This window comes from Pseudomonas sp. IT-P12 (genome assembly GCF_949767465.1).
Lineage (GTDB): Bacteria > Pseudomonadota > Gammaproteobacteria > Pseudomonadales > Pseudomonadaceae > Aquipseudomonas.
In genome coordinates this window covers 1037431-1060588 of sequence record NZ_CATKPY010000011.1, presented here as the reverse complement: position 1 = coordinate 1060588, position 23158 = coordinate 1037431, and the positions used below count along the sequence as shown (strand labels likewise).

20 protein-coding genes and 1 pseudogene are annotated in these 23158 nt (G+C 59.0%); 6 read left to right on the top strand and 15 right to left on the bottom strand.

The annotated features are described in order from the left end of the window. The first annotated feature begins 125 nt into the window (after nt 1–125). Nucleotides 126–371 carry a hypothetical protein gene (locus ACM6IM_RS07885; RefSeq protein WP_192308890.1) on the top strand — a complete coding sequence of 82 codons (246 nt, stop codon included), beginning with the start codon at nt 126–128 and terminating at the stop codon, nt 369–371. Between the two features lie 11 nt (nt 372–382). Here the strand turns inward: ACM6IM_RS07885 and ACM6IM_RS07880 are convergent, their stop codons facing one another. The 3 genes from ACM6IM_RS07880 to ACM6IM_RS07870 all read right to left on the bottom strand — a co-directional run bounded on the left by ACM6IM_RS07880 (nt 383) and on the right by ACM6IM_RS07870 (nt 4522). Further along, nucleotides 383–622 carry a hypothetical protein gene (locus ACM6IM_RS07880; protein ID WP_414864742.1) on the bottom strand — a complete coding sequence of 80 codons (240 nt, stop codon included), beginning with the start codon at nt 620–622 and terminating at the stop codon, nt 383–385. 103 nt (nt 623–725) lie between these two features. Beyond that, nucleotides 726–2015, bottom strand: a complete 1290-nt coding sequence (locus ACM6IM_RS07875) for a carbohydrate porin (RefSeq protein ID WP_414864741.1) — start codon at nt 2013–2015, stop codon at nt 726–728. Between the two features lie 101 nt (nt 2016–2116). Further along, complete coding sequence (locus ACM6IM_RS07870) at nt 2117–4522, bottom strand: glucose/quinate/shikimate family membrane-bound PQQ-dependent dehydrogenase (protein ID WP_414864740.1); 2406 nt, start codon at nt 4520–4522, stop codon at nt 2117–2119. 436 nt (nt 4523–4958) lie between these two features. Here ACM6IM_RS07870 and ACM6IM_RS07865 point away from each other — a divergent pair, with 436 nt between their 5' ends. The 3 genes from ACM6IM_RS07865 to ACM6IM_RS07855 all read left to right on the top strand — a co-directional run bounded on the left by ACM6IM_RS07865 (nt 4959) and on the right by ACM6IM_RS07855 (nt 7752). After that, nucleotides 4959–5738, top strand: a complete 780-nt coding sequence (locus tag ACM6IM_RS07865; RefSeq protein WP_414864739.1) for an SDR family NAD(P)-dependent oxidoreductase — start codon at nt 4959–4961, stop codon at nt 5736–5738. 188 nt (nt 5739–5926) lie between these two features. Then, nucleotides 5927–7366, top strand: a complete 1440-nt coding sequence (locus tag ACM6IM_RS07860) for an ATPase domain-containing protein (protein WP_192308712.1) — start codon at nt 5927–5929, stop codon at nt 7364–7366. A 23-nt stretch (nt 7367–7389) separates the two neighbouring features. Then, nucleotides 7390–7752, top strand: coding sequence for a response regulator (locus ACM6IM_RS07855; RefSeq protein ID WP_201195829.1), 363 nt, complete (start codon nt 7390–7392; stop codon nt 7750–7752). 262 nt (nt 7753–8014) lie between these two features. On the opposite strand, the gene ACM6IM_RS07850 is transcribed toward ACM6IM_RS07855, so the two are convergent. From ACM6IM_RS07850 to ACM6IM_RS07830, 5 genes are all read right to left on the bottom strand, one after another. Continuing rightward, complete coding sequence (locus tag ACM6IM_RS07850) at nt 8015–8944, bottom strand: LysR family transcriptional regulator (RefSeq protein ID WP_414864738.1); 930 nt, start codon at nt 8942–8944, stop codon at nt 8015–8017. 35 nt (nt 8945–8979) lie between these two features. Then, nucleotides 8980–9954, bottom strand: coding sequence for a quinone oxidoreductase family protein (locus ACM6IM_RS07845; protein ID WP_414864737.1), 975 nt, complete (start codon nt 9952–9954; stop codon nt 8980–8982). A 291-nt stretch (nt 9955–10245) separates the two neighbouring features. Then, complete coding sequence (locus tag ACM6IM_RS07840; RefSeq protein ID WP_414864736.1) at nt 10246–10500, bottom strand: DUF2790 domain-containing protein; 255 nt, start codon at nt 10498–10500, stop codon at nt 10246–10248. A gap of 110 nt (nt 10501–10610) precedes the next feature. After that, complete coding sequence (gene cynS / locus ACM6IM_RS07835; protein WP_414864735.1) at nt 10611–11081, bottom strand: cyanase; 471 nt, start codon at nt 11079–11081, stop codon at nt 10611–10613. A gap of 33 nt (nt 11082–11114) precedes the next feature. Then, nucleotides 11115–11774, bottom strand: coding sequence for a carbonic anhydrase (locus ACM6IM_RS07830; RefSeq protein ID WP_192308721.1), 660 nt, complete (start codon nt 11772–11774; stop codon nt 11115–11117). Between the two features lie 110 nt (nt 11775–11884). Here ACM6IM_RS07830 and cynR point away from each other — a divergent pair, with 110 nt between their 5' ends. Next, the gene (gene cynR, locus ACM6IM_RS07825; RefSeq protein WP_414864734.1) at nt 11885–12772 is read left to right on the top strand and encodes a transcriptional regulator CynR; all 888 of its coding nucleotides are present in this window, start codon (nt 11885–11887) and stop codon (nt 12770–12772) included. Nucleotides 12773–12867: 95 nt separating this feature from the next. On the opposite strand, the gene ACM6IM_RS07820 is transcribed toward cynR, so the two are convergent. The 6 genes and pseudogenes from ACM6IM_RS07820 to xylA form a co-directional block, all read right to left on the bottom strand. Beyond that, nucleotides 12868–13533: a hypothetical protein gene (locus ACM6IM_RS07820; protein ID WP_414864733.1), complete on the bottom strand. Its 666-nt coding sequence runs from the start codon at nt 13531–13533 to the stop codon at nt 12868–12870. Nucleotides 13534–13802: 269 nt separating this feature from the next. Continuing rightward, a pseudogene (locus ACM6IM_RS07815) lies at nt 13803–14015 on the bottom strand (AAA family ATPase); the annotation flags it as partial. 120 nt (nt 14016–14135) lie between these two features. Then, on the bottom strand, nt 14136–15272 hold the full coding sequence (locus tag ACM6IM_RS07810) for a sugar ABC transporter permease (protein ID WP_201195844.1): 1137 nt from the start codon (nt 15270–15272) through the stop codon (nt 14136–14138). After that, nucleotides 15273–16829: a D-xylose ABC transporter ATP-binding protein gene (xylG, locus tag ACM6IM_RS07805; RefSeq protein WP_414864732.1), complete on the bottom strand. Its 1557-nt coding sequence runs from the start codon at nt 16827–16829 to the stop codon at nt 15273–15275. Between the two features lie 166 nt (nt 16830–16995). Further along, a complete protein-coding gene (gene xylF / locus ACM6IM_RS07800; RefSeq protein WP_054055029.1) occupies nt 16996–17997 on the bottom strand; it encodes a D-xylose ABC transporter substrate-binding protein in 1002 nt (333 codons plus the stop codon). 149 nt (nt 17998–18146) lie between these two features. Next, the gene (xylA, locus tag ACM6IM_RS07795; protein ID WP_414864731.1) at nt 18147–19463 is read right to left on the bottom strand and encodes a xylose isomerase; all 1317 of its coding nucleotides are present in this window, start codon (nt 19461–19463) and stop codon (nt 18147–18149) included. Between the two features lie 176 nt (nt 19464–19639). On the opposite strand from xylA, the gene ACM6IM_RS07790 reads away from it, so the two are divergent. After that, on the top strand, nt 19640–20818 hold the full coding sequence (locus ACM6IM_RS07790) for a XylR family transcriptional regulator (RefSeq protein WP_414864730.1): 1179 nt from the start codon (nt 19640–19642) through the stop codon (nt 20816–20818). Nucleotides 20819–21079: 261 nt separating this feature from the next. On the opposite strand, the gene ACM6IM_RS07785 is transcribed toward ACM6IM_RS07790, so the two are convergent. Continuing rightward, entirely contained in the window at nt 21080–22567 is a 1488-nt protein-coding gene (locus ACM6IM_RS07785) for a sensor histidine kinase (protein WP_225607201.1), read from the bottom strand. Nucleotides 22568–23158 lie beyond the last annotated feature (591 nt).

The window sequence follows — 23158 nt, the reverse complement described above, 5'->3', positions numbered from 1 at the left end:
AGTGATCGAGGGGCGAATGACTAGCGGTCGGCGTTTGGTGCACGCCAGCGATTTTTTAAACCTATTGGGGGTGGGAAGGTCGACTGCTGGAGTCTCTTTGAAGCGAAGGTAGGGGAGATATGGAGTTGGAGGGCATCGATTGGGTGCAATGGCCCGCCATGCTCATCACCGTGGCTTCAGCCTGGTTTATCGGCTCGCAACGAGCGTACCGGCGGATGATCGCTTTTTGGGGATTTATCCTCAGTAATGCGCTGTGGGTGATCTGGGGGCTGCACGCCGACGCCTACGCGTTGATCCTGCTGGAGTGCATTCTCCTGGGGATGAACGCTCGAGGCTTCAAGAAGAACTTCGATGGCCACCGTCAGTCCTGAGACTGCTGGTGTTACTTGCCCTTGGCGTTTTTCCTGAGCCCCCTGAGGTTCATCAGGAACAGGCAAACCTGCAACACGATCAATGCGTACGCCTGTGCATGGGCACCCCAGATCACCCACAACACATTGCTCAAACTGAAACACACGAACCCGATCATCCGCCGACCTGGCCGCTGCGAGCCGATCAGCCAGGCCGCGAGTACCGTCACCAGCATCGCCGGCCATTGAACCCAGTCCAGATAAACCACCATGTCCTCCCAACAGTTTCGATGTGCTGACTCTCAAGATCTGTCGACAGGTCATTGTGGTCGTCGTTCCACTGCTGAAAAGACGGCGGGCTCACAGCGCACACATTCACAGCGAAGCTTTGACCTGCAAGCCGAGCACCAGGGCATTGTCGATGTCCTGCCCGGAAAACGCGCCCGGTTCGATGATGTATTGCACGTTCGGGCGCAGCGTCAGCCAGGGAGTGGCCTGGTAGCCGTAGCCCAGCTCGATCAGTTGCTCGGCGCTGTCCAGGTTCGGGAACGTTGTACCTTTGGCCAGCGCGGCGTCTTGCTGCACTTCGCGGCTGCGCGGGTTGGGTACAGCACGGCCATAGCCCAGAGCGACGGTGTCACGCGGGCGACCTTCGAACGGTTTGTACAGAACCACGCCGGTGCCGTACCACTTGCTGAACGGTGAAGCGGCTTCACTGGCCGCCGAGTATTGACCGAAGGCATGCAGGCTTCGGCCTTTGGACGAGGGCGAACGCCAGACAGCCTGATCGACCAGTACGTAATGACCGCCGCGTCCGGCGACTTCCTTGTCACTGCCAATGCGTTTCACATCAGAGCTGTCGTAGTAGTAACCGACCTTGTATTCGCCGGGCAACTCACCGGGGTGCTTGTACACCAACTCGATCGGCACCACGGTGCCCGTGGTGTGTTTCGGGCCCAGGTGCCAAGCGCGGCTGGAATTGCCGTTGCTTTCAGGATCGACATTGAATGCGGCCACGCGCAGTTGCCACGCCGACGACAGGTCGTATTTGACCCGCACGCCCAAATGGGCGTTGGGGTAGTTGGTCCAGCCGCTGCCTCCGGACATGTTCAGCGGATGCCCGCAGAAACCGGCGTTCATGAAGTTGCAGAGAATGCCGCTGTCCAGGCCGCCGAGATCGTTGCCCATGGCCATGTAGCCCAGCTTCACGTTCAGCGCCGGCGTAAACACTGTGCGTTCGTAGCTCAGCTCGGTCAGGCGTGTGTAGAGGCCACCGTAGTTTTCCTGGATCGGCAGACGGTTGCCCACCAGATCTTCGGAAGCGCTGTTGCCGCGTCGGTCGTTGATGCTCAGTTGCACCTTGCCGGCGTTGTCGACGCCATACAGTTTGCTCAAGTCGAATTGCACGCCGAGCTTGATGTTCTGCGAATAGCGAGCGGAGCGGTGCAGGCCGCCCTGCGCGTTGTAGGCCATTTCGCCGCTGTAGTCGCCGGTGAACCTGACGCCGTCTTCGTCCATCTGGTGGCGCATTCCACCCCAATCGCCGGTGAGGGTATTGCGGGTCAAAAGGTTGGAATCAGCATCGGCAAAGGCGGGCAGGGCGGTGCTGCAGGCCAGGCCCAACAGCACGCCGTTGAGCCAGCCGGAATGATCAAAACGAAACATGAAACTCTTCCTGCGCAAATATTCAGCGATATCGCAAAGCAGTGCGGCACCCGCAGGTGCCGCGCTTGAGAAGCGCCCGTGTTGAACTCGGGCACAGCGGCTTACGGCAAGGCGTAGGCCATCACGTAGTCGCCGCGATCGGTCGACTGACGCGCACCACCGGCGGTGATGACGACGTATTGCTTGCCGGTTTTCGGCGATACGTAGGTCATCGGGCCACCCTGGCTGCCCACTGGCAGGCGGGCTTTCCATACTTCTTCACCGTTGCCGCTGTTGAAGGCGCGCAGGTAGAAGTCTTGAGTGCCGGCAATGAAGATCAAGCCACCCTGGGTCGACAGGGTACCGCCGAGGGTCGGCAGACCGATCTTGATCGGCAGGTGCATGCGGATGCCCAGCGGGCCGGTGTCTTCAACGGTGCCGACGGGAACCTGCCAGGCAATTTTCTGCGTTTTCATGTCGATGGCGGTCAGGGTGCCGAACGGTGGCGCCTGGCAGGGAATGCCAGCCACCGACAGGAAGCGGTTCTTGTTCACCGCGTAGGGCGTTCCTTTGAGCGGCACGGCGCCCATGCCGGTGTTCAGCGCTTCACCACCCCCTGCGGCCTGACCCTTGTTCTGCGACGGGATCATCTGAATCCACAGACCCAGACGCATGTCGTTGACGAAGATGAAACCGTGCACCGGGTCAGTGGAGAGGCTGCCCCAGTTCATGCCACCCAGCGATCCCGGGAAGCTCAAGGATTTGTCCAGGCCTGGCGCGGTGTACAGACCGTCATAACGCATCGACTTGAAGTGGATGCGGCACAGCAGTTGGTCGTACGGGGTGGCACCCCACATGTCCGATTCGCTCAGGTGCTGGGCACCGATCTGCGGCATGCCCACCGATTTTGGCTGGGTCGGAGAGTAAGGCTCGTCAGGAATGTTGGACGCTTTGACCGGTACTTCTTCAACTGCCGTCAGCGGTTTGCCGGTGGCACGGTCGAGCACGTAGATCTGCCCGGCCTTGGTGCCGATGACCAGCGCCGGAACGGTTTTGCCGTCCTTGGTGAAGTCGATCAGGCTCGGCTGCATCGGCAGGTCGAAGTCCCAGAGGTCGTTGTGCACGGTCTGGAAGACCCAGCGTTCTTCACCGCTCGTCGCGTCCAGTGCCAGGATCGAGGCGCCGTAGGTGTGATCGAGCTTGCTGCGTTCGACACCATAAATGTCGGTGGAAGAACTGCCCATCGGCAGGAAGACCGTGTTGGTCGCCGGGTCATAGGACATCGGTGCCCAACTGTTCGGCGTGCTGCGCACATAAGTACTGCCGTCGGCCGGTGCGTTGCGATCCTGCGGGTTGCCCGGGTCGAAGGCCCAGCGCATGGCGCCGGTCATCACATCGAACCCACGGATCACGCCGCCAGGCATATCGGTTTGCACGTTGTCGGCCACGCGACCACCGACCACGACGGTGGTGCCGGCCATGAGCGGGGCGGAGGACAATTGATAGTAGCTGTCTGGAACATCACCCAGACCGGCCTTGAGATCGACCTGGCCATTGTTGCCAAAACCCTGGCAGAACTCGCCAGTGTCGGCATCGACTGCGATCAGGCGGGCATCAATGGTGTTGGTCAGCAGACGGCGCTGGCAATTGGCCGACGGCGCCGGTTTGGCTTCGGTGATCGTCGCATCACTCGGCTGAGCGATGGCGCGGGTGGCGTCGAAATACGCCATGCCACGGCAACGCTGCCAGACTTTCGATTTCGCGTTGATCGCGTTTTTCCAGAGTTCCTTGCCCGTGTCGGCATCCAGTGCGATCAGGTTGTTGTGCGGCGTGCAGATGAACACCTTGTTGCCGATCTGCAGCGGGGTGAGCTGGTCTTCGGCGCCATTGCCATCGCTCTCGGCGACGTCACCGGTATGGTACGTCCACGCGACTTTGAGCTTGTCGACGTTACTGCGATTGATCTGATCCAGTGCTGCGAAGCGGCTGCCGCCTTCGGTGTTACCGTAGTGAGCCCAATCTTTTTGCGCCTTGTCCGGGTCAACCGGCGTCAGGCCCGGGCCAGTGCCGGTGGCAGCAACAGTGGGGTGCGCGACGAACATGTTGCCGGCGGCCACGGCCAGCCCGATCGCCAGCACAGCCGCAACGCCGTAAGCGTCACGACCTGGAACGCCACCGTTGGCACGCTTGAGCAACGGGTAGACCAGCGTCACGGCCAAACCGACCGCGCTGAACATGAACAGGCGCGAGAACACCGGCCAGAAAACCCAACCGGCATCGCTGACAGCCCAGATCGCTGTCCCGACCAGGAACAGCGCAAACAGCCAGGCACCGGCCAGTTTGAAGCGAGCGATCAGCACACCGGAAGCGGCCATCACCAGCCCACCCACCAGGAAGTACCAGGATCCTCCAAGGCTGACCAATTTCATGCCACCAGCGGCTAATGCCAAGCCCAGGAGAGCGATGATCACGCCCAGCCCGACCAGAATGAATGTTGATATGCCCGAGAGGCGTTGACCCTGCTTCACGTTGAATGTCCCGTTGAAAAGAGGCGTGCAGTATATAGATAGTTAACTATCTAGTTAAATCAAAGATTCATGGTCAGACAGTGTTCTCTGTCCAACCCTAAAAATAGTCCCATTTCTGCCTGTAACGAGGGGATTTGTGACAGGTACAGGTCATGCCTTGTCATCGAATCGAATCGAATCGAATCGAATCGAATCGAATCAAATCGAATCGAACAGACACAGACCTGGATTCCCGACGATTGACAGACGTTCGTCCTCACGATGTGTCATTCCGAACGACGCCGGATCAACGGCAGTATTGGCGCGCCTGCACTGCCTGATGGGCACTGCGGGTGAGAGACAACCGCTTATAGTCCTTGGCGATTCGATGCCGCTCAGGCTCCGTCTATTCTGTAAGGTCAGGCAGTACTTTCCGTGTATCCCCGTGGAGCATCGCATGTTGAAAAACTGGAGTGGTCAGGTCGCGTTGGTCAGTGGCGCCGGCAGCGAACATGGGATCGGTCTTGCTATCGCCAAGCGTCTTGGAGACTTGGGGGCAAAGCTGATCATCACGGGCAGCAGTGCTCGTATCCATGATCGCGTCGCGCAACTCAGCGCGGGCGGTTATGAAGTGGAAGGTCGCGCTGCCGATCTCACCCAGCCTGCTCAGGTCGCCGAACTGGTGAGCTGGGCGGAATCGCTCTGGGGGCGCATCGACGTGCTGGTGAACAACGCTGGAATGGTCATTCAGGGCGAAGCCGAGGTGTTCTCCGACGTGGCCAATATGAGCGTCGAGGCCTGGAACACCTCGATTGCGCGTAATTTGACGACTGCATTTTTGCTGACCCGAGCAGTGCTGCCGGGGATGCAGCGTCGTCGATATGGGCGCATCGTTCAGATCAGTTCTACGACGGGTACCCGCGTCAGCAACCCTGGCGAGGCAGCCTATGCGGCGGCAAAAGCCGGGATCGTGGGGATGAACATGAGCCTGGCGCTGGAAGTCGCGCCATTCGGTATCACCGTGAATTCCGTGGCCCCTGGATGGATCGCGACGCAATCGAGCACCGCTGAGGAATTGACCGCCGCGCGGTACGTGCCAGTCGGGCGTGCCGGTAGGCCGGAGGAGGTCGCGGCCGCGGTAGCCTTTCTGGCTTCTCCAGAGTCCAGCTACATTACGGGCGAGGTGCTTGTGGTCGACGGCGGTAACTGCCTGTCTGAGAACAAAAGTCCCCGTTGAACACGGAGTTGCGTCTTTTCAGTTTTGGTCTGCCATCGGACTGGGCATCCCGCGCCCGATTTTTCAGTCTCTGTCGTCCGATCAACACATCAACTTTCGACTCAATCTAAATGGCTCCTGATCAGAAATGGCGTTAGCATCCCATTCACAGGGTTTAAACAGCTCGTTTTTCAGATCAGGGTCGCATTGTGGAAAAGCTAAAACGCCTTCAAAGCGGAATAGAAGGGCTCGATGCCCTGCTCAAGGGTGGGCTGGTCGAGGGGGCTTCATACATAATCCAGGGGCGCCCGGGATCTGGAAAAACGATCCTCGCAAATCAGCTTGGATTTCATCACGCCAGCAATGGCGGTCGGGTTCTGGTCGCCACATTGTTGGCTGAATCGCATGATCGGCTTTTTCAGTTTCTCTCAACGCTGAGCTTTTTCGACGCCTCTAAAGTCGGCGCCGACATCCAGTTCGTCAGTGCTTTCGACACCCTGGAAAATGAAGGTTTGGATGAGGTGGTGAAGCTGCTTCGCCGTGAGATAAGTCGGCAAAAAGCCACAGTGATGGTGGTGGATGGGTTGCTCAATGCGCGTTCAAAAGCCGACTCGCCCATCGACACCAAGAAATTCATCTCGGAGTTACAAGGGCACGCCGCTTTCGCGGGATGCACAGTGTTGTTTCTGACCAGTTCCCGTCTCGATGATGGCAGCCCAGAGCATACGATGGTCGATGGTGTAATCGAGATGGGTGAGGAGCTCTATGGCACTCGCTCAGTGCGTCGAATTCAACTGCGCAAAACACGTGGCAGCGGAGCGATGACCGGTCTTCATGAGTGCGAGATCACCGACAGGGGATTGGTGGTTTATCCCCGACTCGAAAGTCTATACAGCCATCCATCGTCGCCTGACAGCGCCGATATGACGCGTATTGCCAGTGGGATTGAATCACTGGACGGCATATTGGGCGGAGGCTTGTACAGTTCAAGTGTGTCTCTGGTCATGGGACCTTCCGGGATTGGAAAAACGACGCTGGGTCTTAAGTTCCTGGCGGAATCGACGGTGGATGCTCCGGGTCTGCATTTTGGCTTTTATGAAAGTCCACAACGATTGCGCTTGAAAGGCGTGTCACTGGGCATCGATATCAAAGGCATGGAAGAGAGTGGTGCGCTGAGCATCGCTTGGCAACCGACCACCGAGGGTCTGCTTGATGCTCTTGGTGCACGACTGCTCAGCATGGTTGAAGAAAAGGGCATCAAGCGGTTGTTCATCGATAGCCTGAGCGGCATGACGCGAGTCACGACAAATCCGGCGCGGATCACTGACTTCTTCAGTGCCCTGATGAACGAGCTCCGGTCGAGGGGCGTTACCGTATTCGCTTCTTGGGAAATGCGGGATCTTTTCGGCTCCGAGGTCAGCGCACCGAACTCTGACCTGTCCAGTATCGTCGACAACCTGATGCTGATGCGGTTCTCTGAGAATCACTCTGAACTATGCAGAACGCTTTCCATTCTTAAGGTACGTGACAGCTCTTACGACCCTTCCAGATTCGAGGTTGTCGTCCGTGATCAAGATGTTTTCCTAAAAAAGGCTTCAAGACATGAACCATCAGTACTCACTGAGTCATCACCCGGTTCAACATCTTAAGTCTTTGCGTGGGTTGAATTAACATGACCACCATCCTGGTCGTCGACGACGAGTATTTGATAGCTGACATTCTCAGGTTCGCACTGGAGGATGAGGGTTTCATGGTGGTGACTGCGGGTAATGGACAAAAAGGGCTCGAGGTGCTGGATAGAGAACGGCCAGCCCTGATCATTACCGACTTCATGATGCCGGTCATGGACGGCCTGGAGTTCGCCACTGCGGTCCGTTCCCTTCCCTCGAACAATCATCTGCCAATAATTTTGATGAGTGGTGCGCAGGCGCATATAGGCATGCAGAGATCGGATTTGTTTGATGTCGTTTTGGCGAAGCCATTCAATATCGACTTGATCATTGCTGAAGTCAGGAAGCTGCTGTCCTCTGATTGATCAATGACGTCAGGATCGGGAGCGGCAGCTGACTGTGTTGCAATAACAGGTCAACCTGGCTGAGCAGCCGTTCGGCTGATCGACCGGTGTAGCGTGCCCGCTGTTTCTGCAGCCAGGTAGTCAGCAGCAGCGTTTGGGGTGCGCGGCGCGCCAGCATGGCCGCCAGAAATCATTCTGCTCAGTAAAACCATGGTTTTGTTTGCGACGACAGAGAAGCGATGCCAGCAGAGATAAGTCAAAACAATGGGCAGTCAGTGATCAATCAGCGGGGCGGGGTTACCCAAGGTGCAGCCTCGGCAAAGGCGCTCTCGATCCAGTCCTTGAACGCCGTGGTCGTTGCCGAGTTGAATCGCGCCGACGGCCGCACCAGATACACCCCATTGTCGGCATCCAGTTGCCAATCGGGAAGCACCCGCACCAGACGCCCCTCGCGCAGGTCCTTGGTCATCAGCCAGTCTCCGCCGGCCAAGATCCCCACACCCATGCGCGCGGCACACAGCTGCGCTTCGTTGTCGTTGCTCACCAGCCGGCTCTGCACCCGAATGGCGACTTTCTCCCCGGCACGCGTCAACTTCCACTCCGGATATGAATGCAGCCCGGTGAACCCCAGACACTGATGGGCGGCGAGGTCCGCCGGCGTTTTCGGTTCTCCCTGCTGTTGAAGGTAGGAGGGCGCTGCACACAGGATTCGATGGTGATCGCAGAGCTTTTTCGCCACCAGCCGATTGTCTGCCAGTTCGCCGATCCGTATCGCCACGTCGAAACCTTCGGCGACGATATCGACGAAGCGCTCGGCATATTCAACTTCCAGCGCCACGTTCGGATGGGTGAGTGCAAACGCCGAGACGATATCGCCCAGCCACAGCCGACCCATGGCGGCCGGCAGGGCGATGCACAAACGCCCGCGAACTTCGGCGGCACCCTCGCGCGCATCCTGCTCCGCTTCGGCGATCAGGTTGACCGCATGCCCGAACCGCGCCGCTAGTCGTTGCCCCTCATCGGTGAAACGCAATTGCCGGGTGGTGCGCTCGATCAGCCGCACCCCCAGGCGCAACTCCAGCGCGCTGAGCCGTTTGGACAGCACCGAGGGATGGCGCTGCAACGTGCGCCCCGCTGCCGCAAACGAACCGTGCTCGGCCAGGGCCAGCAGGGTGGCGACTTCATCGGCCTGACGGCTATCGAACAGATCCATGCAAAGACAACCCTCGTGGATGACGCTGAAAAAACTCAAGTCAGCAGCACAACCGACCCCTGCAAACCGCCTCGGTTCAGATCGGCATGGGCCCGGGCGGCGTCAGCCAGCGGATAACGATGCCCGACATTGGGCTGAATGATACCGGCGTCAATCGCTTGCAACACGTCCTTTGCACGCTGCTGGTATTCCTCCGGCGTGGCAGTGTGGGCGGCGAGGGACGGTCGAGTCAGGAACAACGACCCCTTGGCATTCAGGGTTCCGATCTCGACCGGCGCCGGCGCGCCCGACGCCATGCCGAACGACACCAGCAACCCCCGCGAGCGCAGGCAATTCAACGACGCCTCGAAAGACACTCGGCCAATCGGGTCGTACACCACATCCACTTTCCTGCCTTGGGTGGTGTCGATGACCGCGTCGGCCAGCGTCGCGGCATCGAACACCAACACCTCATCACAACCCGCCAACCTGGCTCTCCCGACACTCTCAACGCTGGACACCACACCGATCACAAAAGCCCCCAAATGCTTCGCCCACGGCACCATGATCTGCCCCAAGGCACCCGCCGCGCCGTAGATCAGCACTGTCGAACCCGGCCCGACGGAGTAGGTGGACTTGAGCAAGTACTGCGCGGTGATGCCTTTGAACAACACGGCCGCCGCCTCCTCGAAGCTCAGGCTGTCGGGGATCTTCACCAGCCGATTGGCCGGGTAGAGGCGAGCGCTGGCATAGGCGCCGATGGGCCCTGTGGCATACGCGACCCGGTCGCCGACCACCACGTTCGTCACATCGGCCCCCACCGTCACAACCCGCCCGGCACCTTCCAGCCCCAAGCCTGAAGGCAGCGCCAGTGGTGCGGCACCGGAACGTTGGCTCAAATCGAGCGGGTTGACGCCAATGGCGAACTGCTCCAGCCAGACCTCGCCGGGTCCGGGTGTTTGTGCGGTGGATTGCTCAAGCTGAATGACTTGGGGCTCTCCGGTTTGGTGGATGACGGCAGTGGTGACCATGTGAGTACTCCCTGATGTTGATCGTGGGGAGAGTCTAAAGGCCTGCGCCAGGAGCACTAGTTGAGTTGATTGCAGTTCATATGTGCAGCGAATGCAGCAATGAAATCGGTAAACGCGTTGTTTATGCGAGCCTTTGTTCGACAATGCCTCCGCGGCCTTAGAAAGCGAACGTGAGCGGTCCGCGTCGGCATTGGTCAGTAGATGGCGAAGGGAAAAGGTGGCGGCGGTGTTTAGAACCTCCTGCAACCAGCGCCAAGCGATCAGGCGCCAGTCGAGGCGGCAGGAGAGCAATCAATTGGTACAGCCAGTGCCGAAAACGAGGTACTCCATGATGTGTCGGCTGCCCTTGGAGTCGTCGTAAGTCATCTGGACCGGCACTACGTCGCAGACGTCTGGCACTTCGGTCATGGACACTATGTTCGCGATATCCAGGTTCTGAGAGTAACGATAGGGTTCGACCGTCACCGGTGAAGTCTGAGTATCCTGCTGATCGGCCATCGCTACAGAACCAAGGCAGCCGAGGAGTAAAACGAGTAAGCGTTTCATAGCAATCACCTGTATTGAGGGCGTGACAAGGCCAGAGCACTTCAGTGGTGCTCGGTCGTTCAGAGCTTTGGGGTGTTGCCCGGCGCTGCAAGACGCCGGGCTGAGTGACATCAGAAGGGCTTGGTAGGCAGGTACTTGCCGTCCAGGGTGATCACGGCGCGATGGCCACCGTCCGGATCTTCGACTTTCTTGATGTCCAGCTTGAAGTTGATGGCACTGATGATGCCGTCGCCGAACTTTTCGTGAACCAGCGCTTTGAGAGTGGTGCCGTATACCGACATCATCTCGTAGAAACGGTAGATGGTCGGGTCGGACGGTACGCCGTCGGAAAAGCTGCCGCGAATTGGCATCGATTGCAGCAGAGCGACTTGATCGGCATCAAGGTCGAGCTTCTTGCCCACGACTTCCGCGGCGCTGGCAGGCAGCGGATGCTGACCGAGCAGGGCAGCAGTGACGAAGGCTTCGGACAGGCCGGTGCCGTCAACGATCTCGGCGAAGGAAAGGTCCTTGCGGGCCTTGGCCAAAATGATGATTTCAGTCAGTTCTTGGCGAGCGGTGCGAGTGGCTTGAGTCTGGATCATGGTGAATCTCCTGAGTAGGTAAGGGCAAAGGCTTCAGGCAACGTGCCTGGCTTGTTGGGAAACGGCGTGAACTTCGGGGTTCTCTGCGAGGGACACGAAAGACCCGGTGCTGCCATCGAAGGCGTCGATACGCCCACTTTCGATGTCATAGATCCAGCCATGCAGGGTCACGCGGCCTTCTTCGAGCGCCAGGCGAACGGATGGGTGTGTCTGGATGTTGGCCAATTGCGCGATGACGTTTTCGCGCACCATAGACGCGACTTTGCTCGGCTGATCCGGGTGTTTGCGGGCTTCGTTAACGACCTTGGCGGAGTCCGCGTAACGGAGCCATCCGGCAACAGCAGGCATGTGATCCAGGCATTTGCAGGTTGCAATGGCCGTCATCGCGCCGCAGTCGGAGTGGCCACAAATCACGATGTCGGCGACTTGAAGTCCGGCGACCGCGTATTCCACAGAGGCCGAAACACCGCCCGGTTCCGGGCCATACGAAGGCACGATGTTGCCGGCGTTGCGGATGACAAACAGATCGCCCGGCTCGCGCTGGGTGACCAGCTCAGGGACCAGTCGACTGTCAGAGCAAGAGATGAACAATGCCTTCGGGCTTTGCTGGCTGGCCAGGTCCTTGAACAGTTTGACTCGCTCAGGGAAGGCGTTTTTTTGGAATTTCAGAAAACCGTCGATGATCGCTTTCATGGTTGCTGTCTCAATGTCGCGGGGTGTGGAACAAAGACTAAGCAACGCATGGCATAAGGTAAAAGTCTCAATTATTATGTTGTTGATCAGATTATCTTATGGGCTAAAGCATGCTTGCTCGACACATCCAATATTTCCTGGCGGTTGCGGAACACCTCAGCTTCACGAAGGCTGCAGCCGCACTGCATGTATCTCAGCCTGCCCTTTCGCAGCAGGTCAGGCAGTTGGAAGAAAGCCTCGGTGCCCAGTTGTTTGATCGCTCAGGACGTACGACACGTTTGACCGATGCTGGAGATGTCTACCTCCAGTACGCACGCCGTGCTGCGCAGGAGTTGCGGGAAGCCAAACGCGCCATCCATGATGTGAGCGATCTCAGCCGCGGGTCACTGCGTGTGGCTGTGACGCCGACCTTCACAACCTATTTGGTCGGGCCGGTGGTCGAGGCATTTCACGCTCGGTATCCAAAAATCACCCTCAACCTGAAAGAGATCTCTCAGGAGCGCATAGAGGATCTGCTCCTTGCGGGGGAGTTGGACGTGGGGATCGCTTTCGATGAAGTGAATAGCCCGGACATCGACTCCGTCCCGTTACTGGACGAAACCCTTGCTCTGGTGGTCAGCCGTCGGCACCCATTGGCAAAGGAAAAGTCTGTTGGATTGCAGGCGCTTAACGGCGAGTCCCTGGTTTTGCTCAGTACGGAGTTCGCGACGCGCGACCAGATCGATCGCTATTGTCGCGAACACGGCATTCACCCTCAGGTGCTGATGGAGGCCAACGCTCTCGGTGCAGTGATCGAGATTGTTCGCAGGACGCCTTTGTCGACTTTGTTGCCCGCAAAGACGGCCTTTGCCCACGACGATCTGGTCGCCATCACACTCGAGCCCGAGCGCTTGCAGCGCACGGCCGTCCTTATGCGGCGCAGGGGTGCCTATCAGAGCGCTGCGGCTCGGGTTTTCACTGAGCTGGCAAAAGAGGTATCCACCCAACTGGACGGGTAATAGCTGTGTTGGCCGATAGGGAAGGGGGTTCTATATCGTTCGTCAGGAAGCGAGCGCACAGCTTTCTCTGCAGGCGAGAAAAGTGCGGCGCTCTATCAGTCACTCCTGGGGCCAGGATACCTTGTGTTATTGGGGTTCATCTGGGAGGACCGGTTGTTGATCGTTGCTTTATGCGCCGAGTTGTTGGGGTTCAGCGTATCACTGCGATCATCATTCTTACGCGTTGTCAGTTGCTCGTTGGGGTAATGGTCGGAAGTCCCCAGTCCGACCACCACGCGCTTTTTCCACGCCGGGTATTCACGCGCTGGCGCGTTGGCATCGAACAGATAATTCCACGAGTCGTACTTGTCCCCGATGTCCACCGCCACTCCGGCCAACATGGCGGTGGCGAAGGGGTCCAGCTGGCAAAAGCAGGGGGTTTCTCGGGTAGCGATTTCGCAGGCCTGACGAATGAAAACCGGAGTCGCGCCACCTAACGCCGCGCAGAGCTCAGAAACGGTATGCACTTGCTTGTGCCATAGGCCTCCCTTGGTGATCACCCAAGTGAGCAGGTGACGGTGCCTGGCCGGCAACAACATGTGGCTACCCGGAACAGGGGGCTTGGCGGCGAGTTCGGTGACGCGCTTCCAGTTCGAATAGCCTGCCTGCGCTGCAACGAGGTCGAGCGCGGTAGCCAAAGGGCAACCAGAGGTATTGCGATAAGACTTCGCTGCGCGTTTGAGTTTCTCGACAGCGGTCGCGGTGATATGAGGGTGGTCCATGCGTGCTCCAAAAGTTGAAGCGGATCTATCCAGTGCCCACTGCCGAATTCCGCCAACCATGGAATCTGCGCATAAGTGAAACTTTCATCGTCCCGGCGAACCAGGTGAGCCGAAGGTGGGCAGCGCGCGCCGATGAGCGCGGCTGCAATAGTACATCTCTGTACTTGCGTTGCGCTAGCTATTCGCGCGTCCGCTCCTGGCCGATTGTTGCCTGGCGCGAAGGGCCGCCATCGACCCCAGTAGGACGGTAGGCACGATCGAAACTCCCTACGGAGCTCGAATGTATGAAGGGCATGGTTGCCCTCACACATCCAGGCATTCGTAGCGATCGCTTCGCTGACGCTCAAGCGAAACTGCTCGGCATCGGGGGCGACCCAGTCAGGCTTCCAGTACAGGATGTCCAGGTGCACAACGGGAAGGTCGAGATGCTTGCCCAAGGTGCGGGCGAGGGTTGATTTGCCGTTGCCGGCATTGCCCGCAATGACGACCCGTTGTGTGTGGACGTCCTGTTACAGAACGAGCCGGCGGTTGTGCAGGTTTTGGATGGGCAATCAAAGTCTGGCCAGAAGCGAACTACCGTCGGCCACTGCACCCACAGCGCATCAACGCCTCCCAGTCCGAGTGCTCACATCCACCCACACGGCCAACACCAGAATGCTGCCCTTGACGATCATTTGCCAATAGCTGTCGACATCGAGCATGGACATGCCGTTGTCCAGGCTGGTGATGACCAGTGCGCCGAGGAGGGCGCCGTAGACTGTCCCGGAGCCGCCGCGCATGGAGGTGCCGCCGATGAAGCAGGCGGCGATGGCGTCGAGTTCACCCATGCTGCCGGCCGAGGGCGAACCGGCGGCCAGGCGTGCGGTGTTGACCACGCCGGCAAGGGCGCACATTACGCCCATGATCCCGAAAATCCAGAGCTTCACGGCCTGCACATTGATACCGGACAGGCGTGTCGCTTCCATGTTGCTGCCCACGGAATAGACGCGCCGGCCGAAGACGGTCTGGCTGGTCACGTAGCTGAAACCGCCCAGTAGAACCAGCAGGAGCAGGACCGGCACAGGAATGCCGTCGTAGCTGTTGAGCGTCTGGACGAAGCCGGCCAGCACTGCGCCGATCAACAGCACGCGTGCGACGTCACGCACCCGTGAATGTGCCGCGAGGCCATGAAGGGCGCGATTGCGCCTTTGTTTCCAGGTCAGGAACAACGTCAGTGCAAACAGCAGAACGCCCAGGCCCGTGCCGATCGTGTGGGGCAAGTAACCCTGGCCGATGTAGACGAGTTCCGGCGACACCGGGGCGATGGTCGTGCCGCCGGTGATCCCCAGCAAAATCCCCCGAAAAGCCAGCATGCCGCCCAGCCCCACAATGAAAGACGGAATGCGCAGGTAGGCGGCCATGTAGCCGTTGGCGAGGCCGATGAGCAGTCCGCACAGGGCCACAAGGCTTAGGTTCGCCAACAGCGGTACGTGGTAGATAACGTCGAGAATGGCCGCGAGGCCACCGAGCAGTCCCAGCAATGAGCCGACCGACAAATCGATCTCGCCGCTGATGATGACCAGCACCATGCCGCAGGCGAGAATCCCGGTAATGGACATCTGGCGCAGCAGATTGGAAAGGTTGCGCGGTGTCAGGAATCCGCCCTCGGTCTGCCAGCTGAAGAACAGCCAGATAAACGCCACGGCAAACACCAGTGCGAGCATCTTGTAGCGGGTGAAGAGTTGTTTGACCTGATTCATTTACGCGGATTTCCGATCATTGTTGTCATGGCCATCAGGCTGGCTGAGTGCAGCGGCGAGCACCTGTTCCTGGGTGAGTTCGTGGTTGATGAAGTTGCCACGCAACTGGCCTTCGCCGATGACCAGGACGCGGTCGGAAACGCCGAGCACTTCGGCCAGTTCCGACGACACCATGATGATCGACACACCTTCGGCCGCCAGCGCCCCCATCAACTTGTAGATCTCGTACTTGGCGCCGACATCCACGCCTCGGGTGGGCTCATCGAGCATCAGCACACGGGGTTGGGTCAGCAGCATCTTCGCCAATACGGCTTTTTGTTGATTGCCACCGGACAGACTGGTGATCGGCAGGAACGGGCTCGCGGTCTTTAGGTGCAGGCGCGAAATTTCTCGACCGATGCTGCCCAGTTCGGCTTCGGCATCAATGCGGGTCAGTTTCGAGTAACTGTCGAGCACGGCCAGGGTGATGTTTTGGCCGACGCCCAGGTCTGGAATGATGCCCTGGCGCTTGCGGTCCTCGGGCACCAGGCACAGGCCGGCACGGATTGACTTGAGCGGCGTGCGGGTGTCGATGAGTTGGCCGTCCAGCCAGACTTCGCCTTCGTGGCGACCGGGGTAGGCGCCGAACAGCGCTGTCACCAGTTCCGTGCGGCCTGCACCGACCAGCCCGGCGATGCCGAGGATTTCTCCGCGCTTGAGGCTGAACGAAATATCGTCGACGCGTTTGCGTCTGGGGTTGTCGACGTCGTAGCAGGTGATGTGGCGGGCCTCGAAAATCACCTCGCCGATGTCGTGTGGCTGGGTGGGGTAGAGGTTGCTCATTTCCCGTCCGACCATCTGGGTGATGATCTGTGAAATATCCATGTCCGCCATGGCGGTCGTGGCGATGTGTTTACCGTCACGGATCACCGTAATGGTGTCGCACACGGCGGCCACTTCATCGAGTTTGTGGGAGATGTAGACACACGCCACACCCTTGGCTTTGAGGTCGCGGATGATGTCCAGTAGTACCTCGATTTCCGAGCGGGTCAGGGCTGATGAAGGCTCGTCGAGGATCAGCAGGCGCGCGTGCTTGTTCAGTGCCTTGGCGATTTCCACCAGTTGCTGATAGCCACCGCCGTATTGCGAAACCGGCAGCGATACGTTCATGTCCGGGACTTTCAGTTCACGCATCAGGGCTTCGGCGCGGTGAATCATCGCCGGGTAATTCATCCTCCCGCCGGGCAGCGTCAGTTCATGGCCCATGAAAATGTTCTCGGCCACCGACAGGTCGGGAACCAGCGTCAGTTCCTGGTGAATGATGACGATACCCGCGGCTTCCGTTTCGCTGATCGATTGCGCTTTCAACGGTTGACCGTCCCAGAGGATTTCACCGTCCCAGGTGCCATAGGGGTACACCGCGGAAAGGATCTTCATCAGCGTGGACTTGCCGGCGCCGTTCTCGCCGCACAACCCGACGCACTCACCTGGCTTGACCTTGATGTCGATGCCATTGAGCGCTTTGACACCGCCGAAGGTTTTGACGATACCGTTCATTTGCAGCAGATAGTCGGACATGGAGAGGGCTCGCATACCAAAGACTCACAGGGCACTCATCTTTGTGGGAGCGAGCCTGCTCGCGAAGGCGTCAGCACATTCAATCGCGATGCAGGCTGAACCACCGTCTTCGCGAGCAGGCTCGCTCCCACAAGGGTTTCCGCATAACCGGGGATCGATGCCTTGGTCACTGCCCGGCAATCTGCGCCTTGGTGTAAAACCCGTCCTGTTCCAGCAAGTCGATGTTGTCCTTGGTCAGGGGCGTTGGAGTGAGCAGGATGGTGTCGACTTTTTTGCTGCCGTTGTCGTACTGCGAGCTGTAGGCGGGTTTCTCGTTACGCGCCAGTTGCACCGAGAGCTTGGCGGCTTCGGAGGCGATGAGTTTGAGCGGTTTGTACACGGTCATGGTTTGCGTGCCGGCGATCACTCGCTTGACCGCTGCGAGGTCTGCGTCCTGCCCCGAAATCGGCACCTTGCCGGCCAGTTGCTGAGCCGCCAGTGCCTGGATGGCACCGCCTGCCGTGGCGTCGTTGGAGGCAACGATGCCGTCGATTTTGTTGTCGTTGCGGGTCAAGGCGTTTTCAACAATGCTCAGCGCTTCGGTAGGGTTCCATTCCTTGACCCATTGCTGGCCGACGATCTTGATATCGCCCTTGTCGATGGCCGGTTGCAGCACTTTCATCTGACCTTCGCGCAGGACTTTTGCGTTGTTGTCGGTGGGCGCACCGCCGAGCAGGAAGTAATTGCCCTTGGGCGCTGCGTGCAGCACGCCGCTGGCCTGCATCTCGCCGACCTTTTCGTTATCGAAGGAGATGTAGGCATCGATATCCGCGTTGAGGATCAGGCGGTCATAGGACACCACCTTGATCCCGGCTTTCTTCGCTTCGGCCACGGCATTGGTCAGCACCGTCGCGTTGAACGGCACGATGACGATCACATCGACGCCCCGTGAGATGAGGTTTTCGATTTGCGAAATCTGCTTTTGCTCGTTGGCATCGGCCGACTGTACGAAGACCTTGGCGTCCATTTTCTCCGCCGCCGCAACGAAGTAATCGCGGTCACGCGACCAGCGTTCCAGCCGCAGATCATCAATGGAGAAACCGATTTTCGGATGGGCAGCGTCGGCCATTACCGGCAGCGACAGCAGCGCCAGGGCGCTGGCCAATAGCGCGCGTTTTACATTCTTCATGGTGGTGCGTCCTTTTATTTTTGTTTGAAAGACACTGCCTGACGATGAGTCTCGGGCTGGTAGAACTGTAGAGAATCGGCAGACGCAATGGACACAGATTTGTCGTGCGAATGTCACAGCGTTGTTGCGCCCGCAGACTCCGTTGGCGATCAGCGATAGATGAACCGGTTGACGACGTTTTCGAGCATTTCCTGCCTGCCGCTGACGGCCTGCGGATTCAGTTCGTTGGCGAAGGCGTGTTCGGCCAATGACTGGAGGTTGAACTCGCCCGTCAGCACCGCCTGCCCGAACGGCTGCTGCCAGCCGGCGTAGCGTTGATCTTTGAGCTGCTGAAGTTGATCGTTCTGGACCATGGCGGCAGCCCGCTCCAGGGACAGGGCGAGGACGTCCATTGCGCCGACGTGACCATGGAACAGATCGATTTCATCGAGGCTCTGGCGGCGAACCTTGGAGTCGAAGTTGTACCCGCCATTCTTGAACCCGCCGGCCTTCAGAATTTCATAGGTGGCCAGGGTCATTTCTTCGACGCTGTTGGGGAATTGATCGGTGTCCCAGCCGTTTTGCGGATCACCCCGATTGGCATCGATGCTGCCGAAAATTCCCAGCGAGACGGCCGTCGCAATCTCGTGATGGAAGCTATGACCGGCCAGGGTCGCGTGGTTGGCTTCGATGTTGACCTTGATTTCCTTTTCCAGGCCGAACTGCTGGAGGAAGCCGAACACAGTGGCACTGTCGTAATCGTATTGGTGTTTGGTCGGTTCCTGCGGCTTGGGTTCGATCAGCAGGTCGCCTTCGAAACCAATCTTGTGCTTGTGCTCGACCACCATGCGCATGAAGCGCCCCAGTTGTTCGCGTTCTCGTTTCAAGTCGGTGTTGAGCAGGGTTTCGTAGCCTTCGCGACCGCCCCACAACACGTAGTTGGAGCCTTTCAGGCGATGGGTCGCGTTCAGGGCGCTAAACACCTGGGCAGCGGCGAAGGCAAATACTTCGGGGTCCGGGTTGCTGGCGGCACCGGCGGCGAAGCGTGGGTTGCTGAAGCAGTTGGCGGTTCCCCACAGCAACTTGATCCCGCTTTCTTCCTGGTGTCGCTCCAGGTGATCAATCATCTGTGCGAAGTGGTTGCGGTATTCCTTCAGCGAATTGCCTTCCGGGGCGACATCCGTGTCGTGGAAGCAGTAGTAGTCGATGCCGAGTTTGGAGAAGAACTCGAACGCGGCTTCCGCTTTGCCAATGGCCAGCTCCATGGGGGTGTCGGCGTGTTGCCATGGGCGCTTGAAAGTACCTGCGCCGAACACGTCGGAGCCCGGCCAGACAAAGGTGTGCCAATAGCAGGCGGCCATGCGCAGGTGTTCGCGCATGGGTTTGCCGAGGATGATTTTGTCAGCGTCGTAGTGACGGAAGGCGAGGGGAGAATCGCTGGCAGGGCCCTCGTAGCGAATCTTGTCGACATCGGGGAAGTAGAGCATTGGCAATGTCCTTGTTGTTCTTTTCGGTTTCTCGATACTAGCAACGGCCCCAACCCTGCTGATTATGAAAATCACCAACGCGGAGTGCGATTTTGCGTATTGAGGTTCGCCGTCTGCGGGCCTAGTCTGTGCAAACCGCCTCCGTGAGAAGGGGCCCTGGAACAAGCCTGAAAACAATGAAAACAGTACCGCCTGTTCACCGCATCGCACTGTTGTTCAACGGGAGCAAGATCTATGACCGGGGCATCATCAGCGGCATCGGCAACTACCTGAGCAGCACCCGTGCGTCCTGGGACCTGTTCCTGGAAGAGGATTTTCTCTGCCGGTTGAAAGGGATCGAGCGCTGGCAAGGTGACGGGATCATTGCCGACTTCGACGATCCGCTGATTGGCGAGGCGCTGGCCGACATCAAGTTGCCCGTGGTGGCGGTGGGGGGTTCCTATCAGGATGAGCGCGATTATCCGAAAGGAATTCCTTACGTCGCCACCGACAATGACGCACTGATCTCCCTGGCGTACGCGCACTTGATCGAGGCCGGACTGCAGCGTTTTGCCTGCTTCAGCCTGCCGGAATCGCAGGCCAATCGTTGGGCTCAGGAGCGGGAAAAAGCCTTTCGACGACTGATGCAGCGTGATGGTTTGCACGCCGAGGTCTATCGCGGCATGGGCACCAGCGCTCCGCTCTGGGACAGCGCCGTCGAACAACTGATCGCCTGGCTGCAAAGCCTGCCCAAGCCCATCGGCATCATCGCCGTCAGTGACGCCCGCGCTCGCCAATTGCTGCAAGCCTGCCTGACCGCCGGAATCACCGTACCGGAGCAGGTGGCGTTGATCGGCATCGACAACGACCCCCTGACACGCAGCCTGACCCGAGTCCCGCTGAGTTCGGTCATCCAGGGCACCGAAACCATGGGCCGCACCGCCGCGCAACTACTGCACCAGATGCTGCACGGCATGCCGTCCACGGGCACGCACATCCTGATCCCGCCAGATGCGATCAACGTTCAGGTGTCAAGCTTGCACCAACCGTTGGGCAACCCCTACGTCATGCAAGCACTGCTGTTTATCCGCCAATATGCCTGCCAGGGCATCAAGACGGCACAAGTAGCAGCGTATGTCGGCGTGTCGCGCTCATCGTTGGAGTCACACTTTCGCACCGTGCGAGGCTGCAGCGTGCACGACGAGATTCTGCGTTTCAAATTGGCGGCGGCTACGAGAGGATTGGAAAATACCGAGACAGCGATTGCAGACGTTGCCCGCCGTTGTGGCTTCAAATCCGCACAGTATCTGCACACGGTGTTTCGTCGTGAGTTCGGGTGTACGCCTCGTGAGTATCAGCAAGGCGCTAGACAGTGATGTGGGAGGGAATGGGCCTCTGACCACCGTGGAGAAGATAATTTCACCACGGTGGATTTATTTCCCCTTGGCGTTTAACCAGGTTACTCGTAGCTGATGATTCCGAGTTGCTTTGCCATGAACAGTTCGTTCCGCTCAACGATCTCTTCGATCACTTTTCCCTCTTCGTTAAACCGAAAATACGTCAGAGCGGTCCAGGTCAGGCTCTTGCCATTGTTGCGGGGAGGGCAGTCGAGGGGGGCCGACTGATTCAGCGGGTTTTCAGCTTGGCGCGCCAGGAAGCGAGAAACACACCCGTGCCCCCTGTCCCGGTTCGCTTTCAGCCCAGATGCGTCCGCCATGGGCCTCGATGATCGAGCGGCAGATCGACAAGCCCATGCCCATACCCTCTGGTTTGGTGGTGAAGAAAGGGTTGAACAGTTGGGGCAGGTTCTGCGCGGTGATGCCGGGACCGTTGTCCTGTATGCGTAACAACACATCATGACCCGGTTCGCTTTCCAGTACGATCAAGAGTCGTCGTCCTTTGGGTTGCACGCAGGACAACGCCTGCAAGGCATTCAACAGCAGGTTGATGATGACCTGCTGCAACTGAATGCGATCGCCGTGGACCCACTGAATGTCGCCCCGGGGTTTGAATTCGATGTTGACCTTGTGCCGTCTTATCTCGCGGCGGGTGAGCAGCAGGGCTTCTTGCAGCACCTCCTGGAGATCCGTTGACAGGTACTGAGGCTCGGATTTGCGCAGCAGCGCTCGAATCCGGCGGATGACTTCGCTCGCGCGATGAGCTTCGTTGATGATGCGCTGGATGGCGCCGCAGACCTCGGCGAAGTTGGGTTCTTCGCGGTTGAGCCAGCGCAGACCGGCCTCAGCGTTGGTCGTCACCGCCGCGAGTGGCTGGTTGACCTCATGGGCGATGGACGCGGCCATTTCGCCCAGGATCGTGACGCGGGTCACGTGGGCCAGCTGGGACTGTGACTGATGAAGCGCCTCTTCCGCGCATTTTGCCGCGGTGACATCCATCAGCGCGCCGAGGTACTCGCAGCCCCCGGATGAATCAGCCATCCGCTGCGCCAGCATGCGCACATTTTTGCAGCGCCCATCGGGCATCAGCAGCCTGAACTCCGCCTCCAGGCAGGCGTGCTGGGCGTAGGCGTCCTGAATCAGCTTTTTCAGGTCGCCCGTGTCGTCTGGATGAGTGCGAGCGATCATCTGTTGCAGGGTCGGCTGCAGGGGACCATCAAACTCAAATATGCGCCGGGCCTCCTCGGACCAGTCCAGTTCTGCATCGGGCATCTTCAGGCCGACGCTACCGGTGCGGCTCAGTCGTTGGGCGCCAGCCAAAAATGCCTCGCTACGATGCAGCAGTTGGACCTGTTGCTGGAGCGCCTCCCTGGCGGCCTTGCTCTTGAGCGCCAGGATTGCACTGATGGTGATCGCCGCCAGGCTCACCAGGCATCGCAAGAATGGCGGTTCCAGCCACGCATCTGTGTGAGAAAGCAGATACGCGGCCAGCGTCAGCAGCCCGCAAATCAGGGATACCGCCTGCATCCCCCGGTAAGAAAACAGATCGCTGGAAATGAGGATCACCGCGACGTACAGCACCGCGATGGCCACATCCAGCGAACTCAACCAGTCGACCAGAAAAATCACCAGTGTGAGCGTGATCGCTCCAAGCCTGAGCACCCACACATACGGCGCCGTATTGATCGTGGCGCGGTGCATGGACAGGACTAAAGGTGCCATATTCATTCCGACGGATTTTCCTCGAGGGGGTGCATTGCAATGAGCGTGAGAGCCAGCCACCGCTTGATGCTGCCAAGCCCGTCAATGATGGGTAAACCCTCGGTAGGGCTTGTCGCCATATGCCGCTTGATTGAAAAGCAATTCGGCCGTCATGACTGAATAAGGGCGATTTCGCCGGGTGGGTTCAACCGATCGCATGCCAATGCAAGTCGTTTCACCTGTGCGTTGGATCTTGCTTAGGTTCAGAATTTAACAGCCGGCACGCCGGACAAGATACTCATACCTTCGGTTAGTCAGCGCGCAGGGTAACGCTGAAAGCCCGCCGTCGACTGGCCAGTCGGCGGCGGGTGCTTGTTTGCGCCGAGAATTCATGCAGCAACGGAATGGCCTTGGCCTGCGCGCCGTGCCTTCGCCAAGGCATACGGCGGGTTTGGTTGCGGCGGGGTGGAAAGCCTGCTGGTTATGACCGAGTGTTGAAGGTGGCCTGTCCGTTTGGCGATAACCTCCCTTTTGCGAGCGTATGCGAGGTTGATGTGTGTCGCGTGACCGCAGGTCGCAGGCAGGTTGGAGGCTTGACTGATCCAGGTCATGGCAACA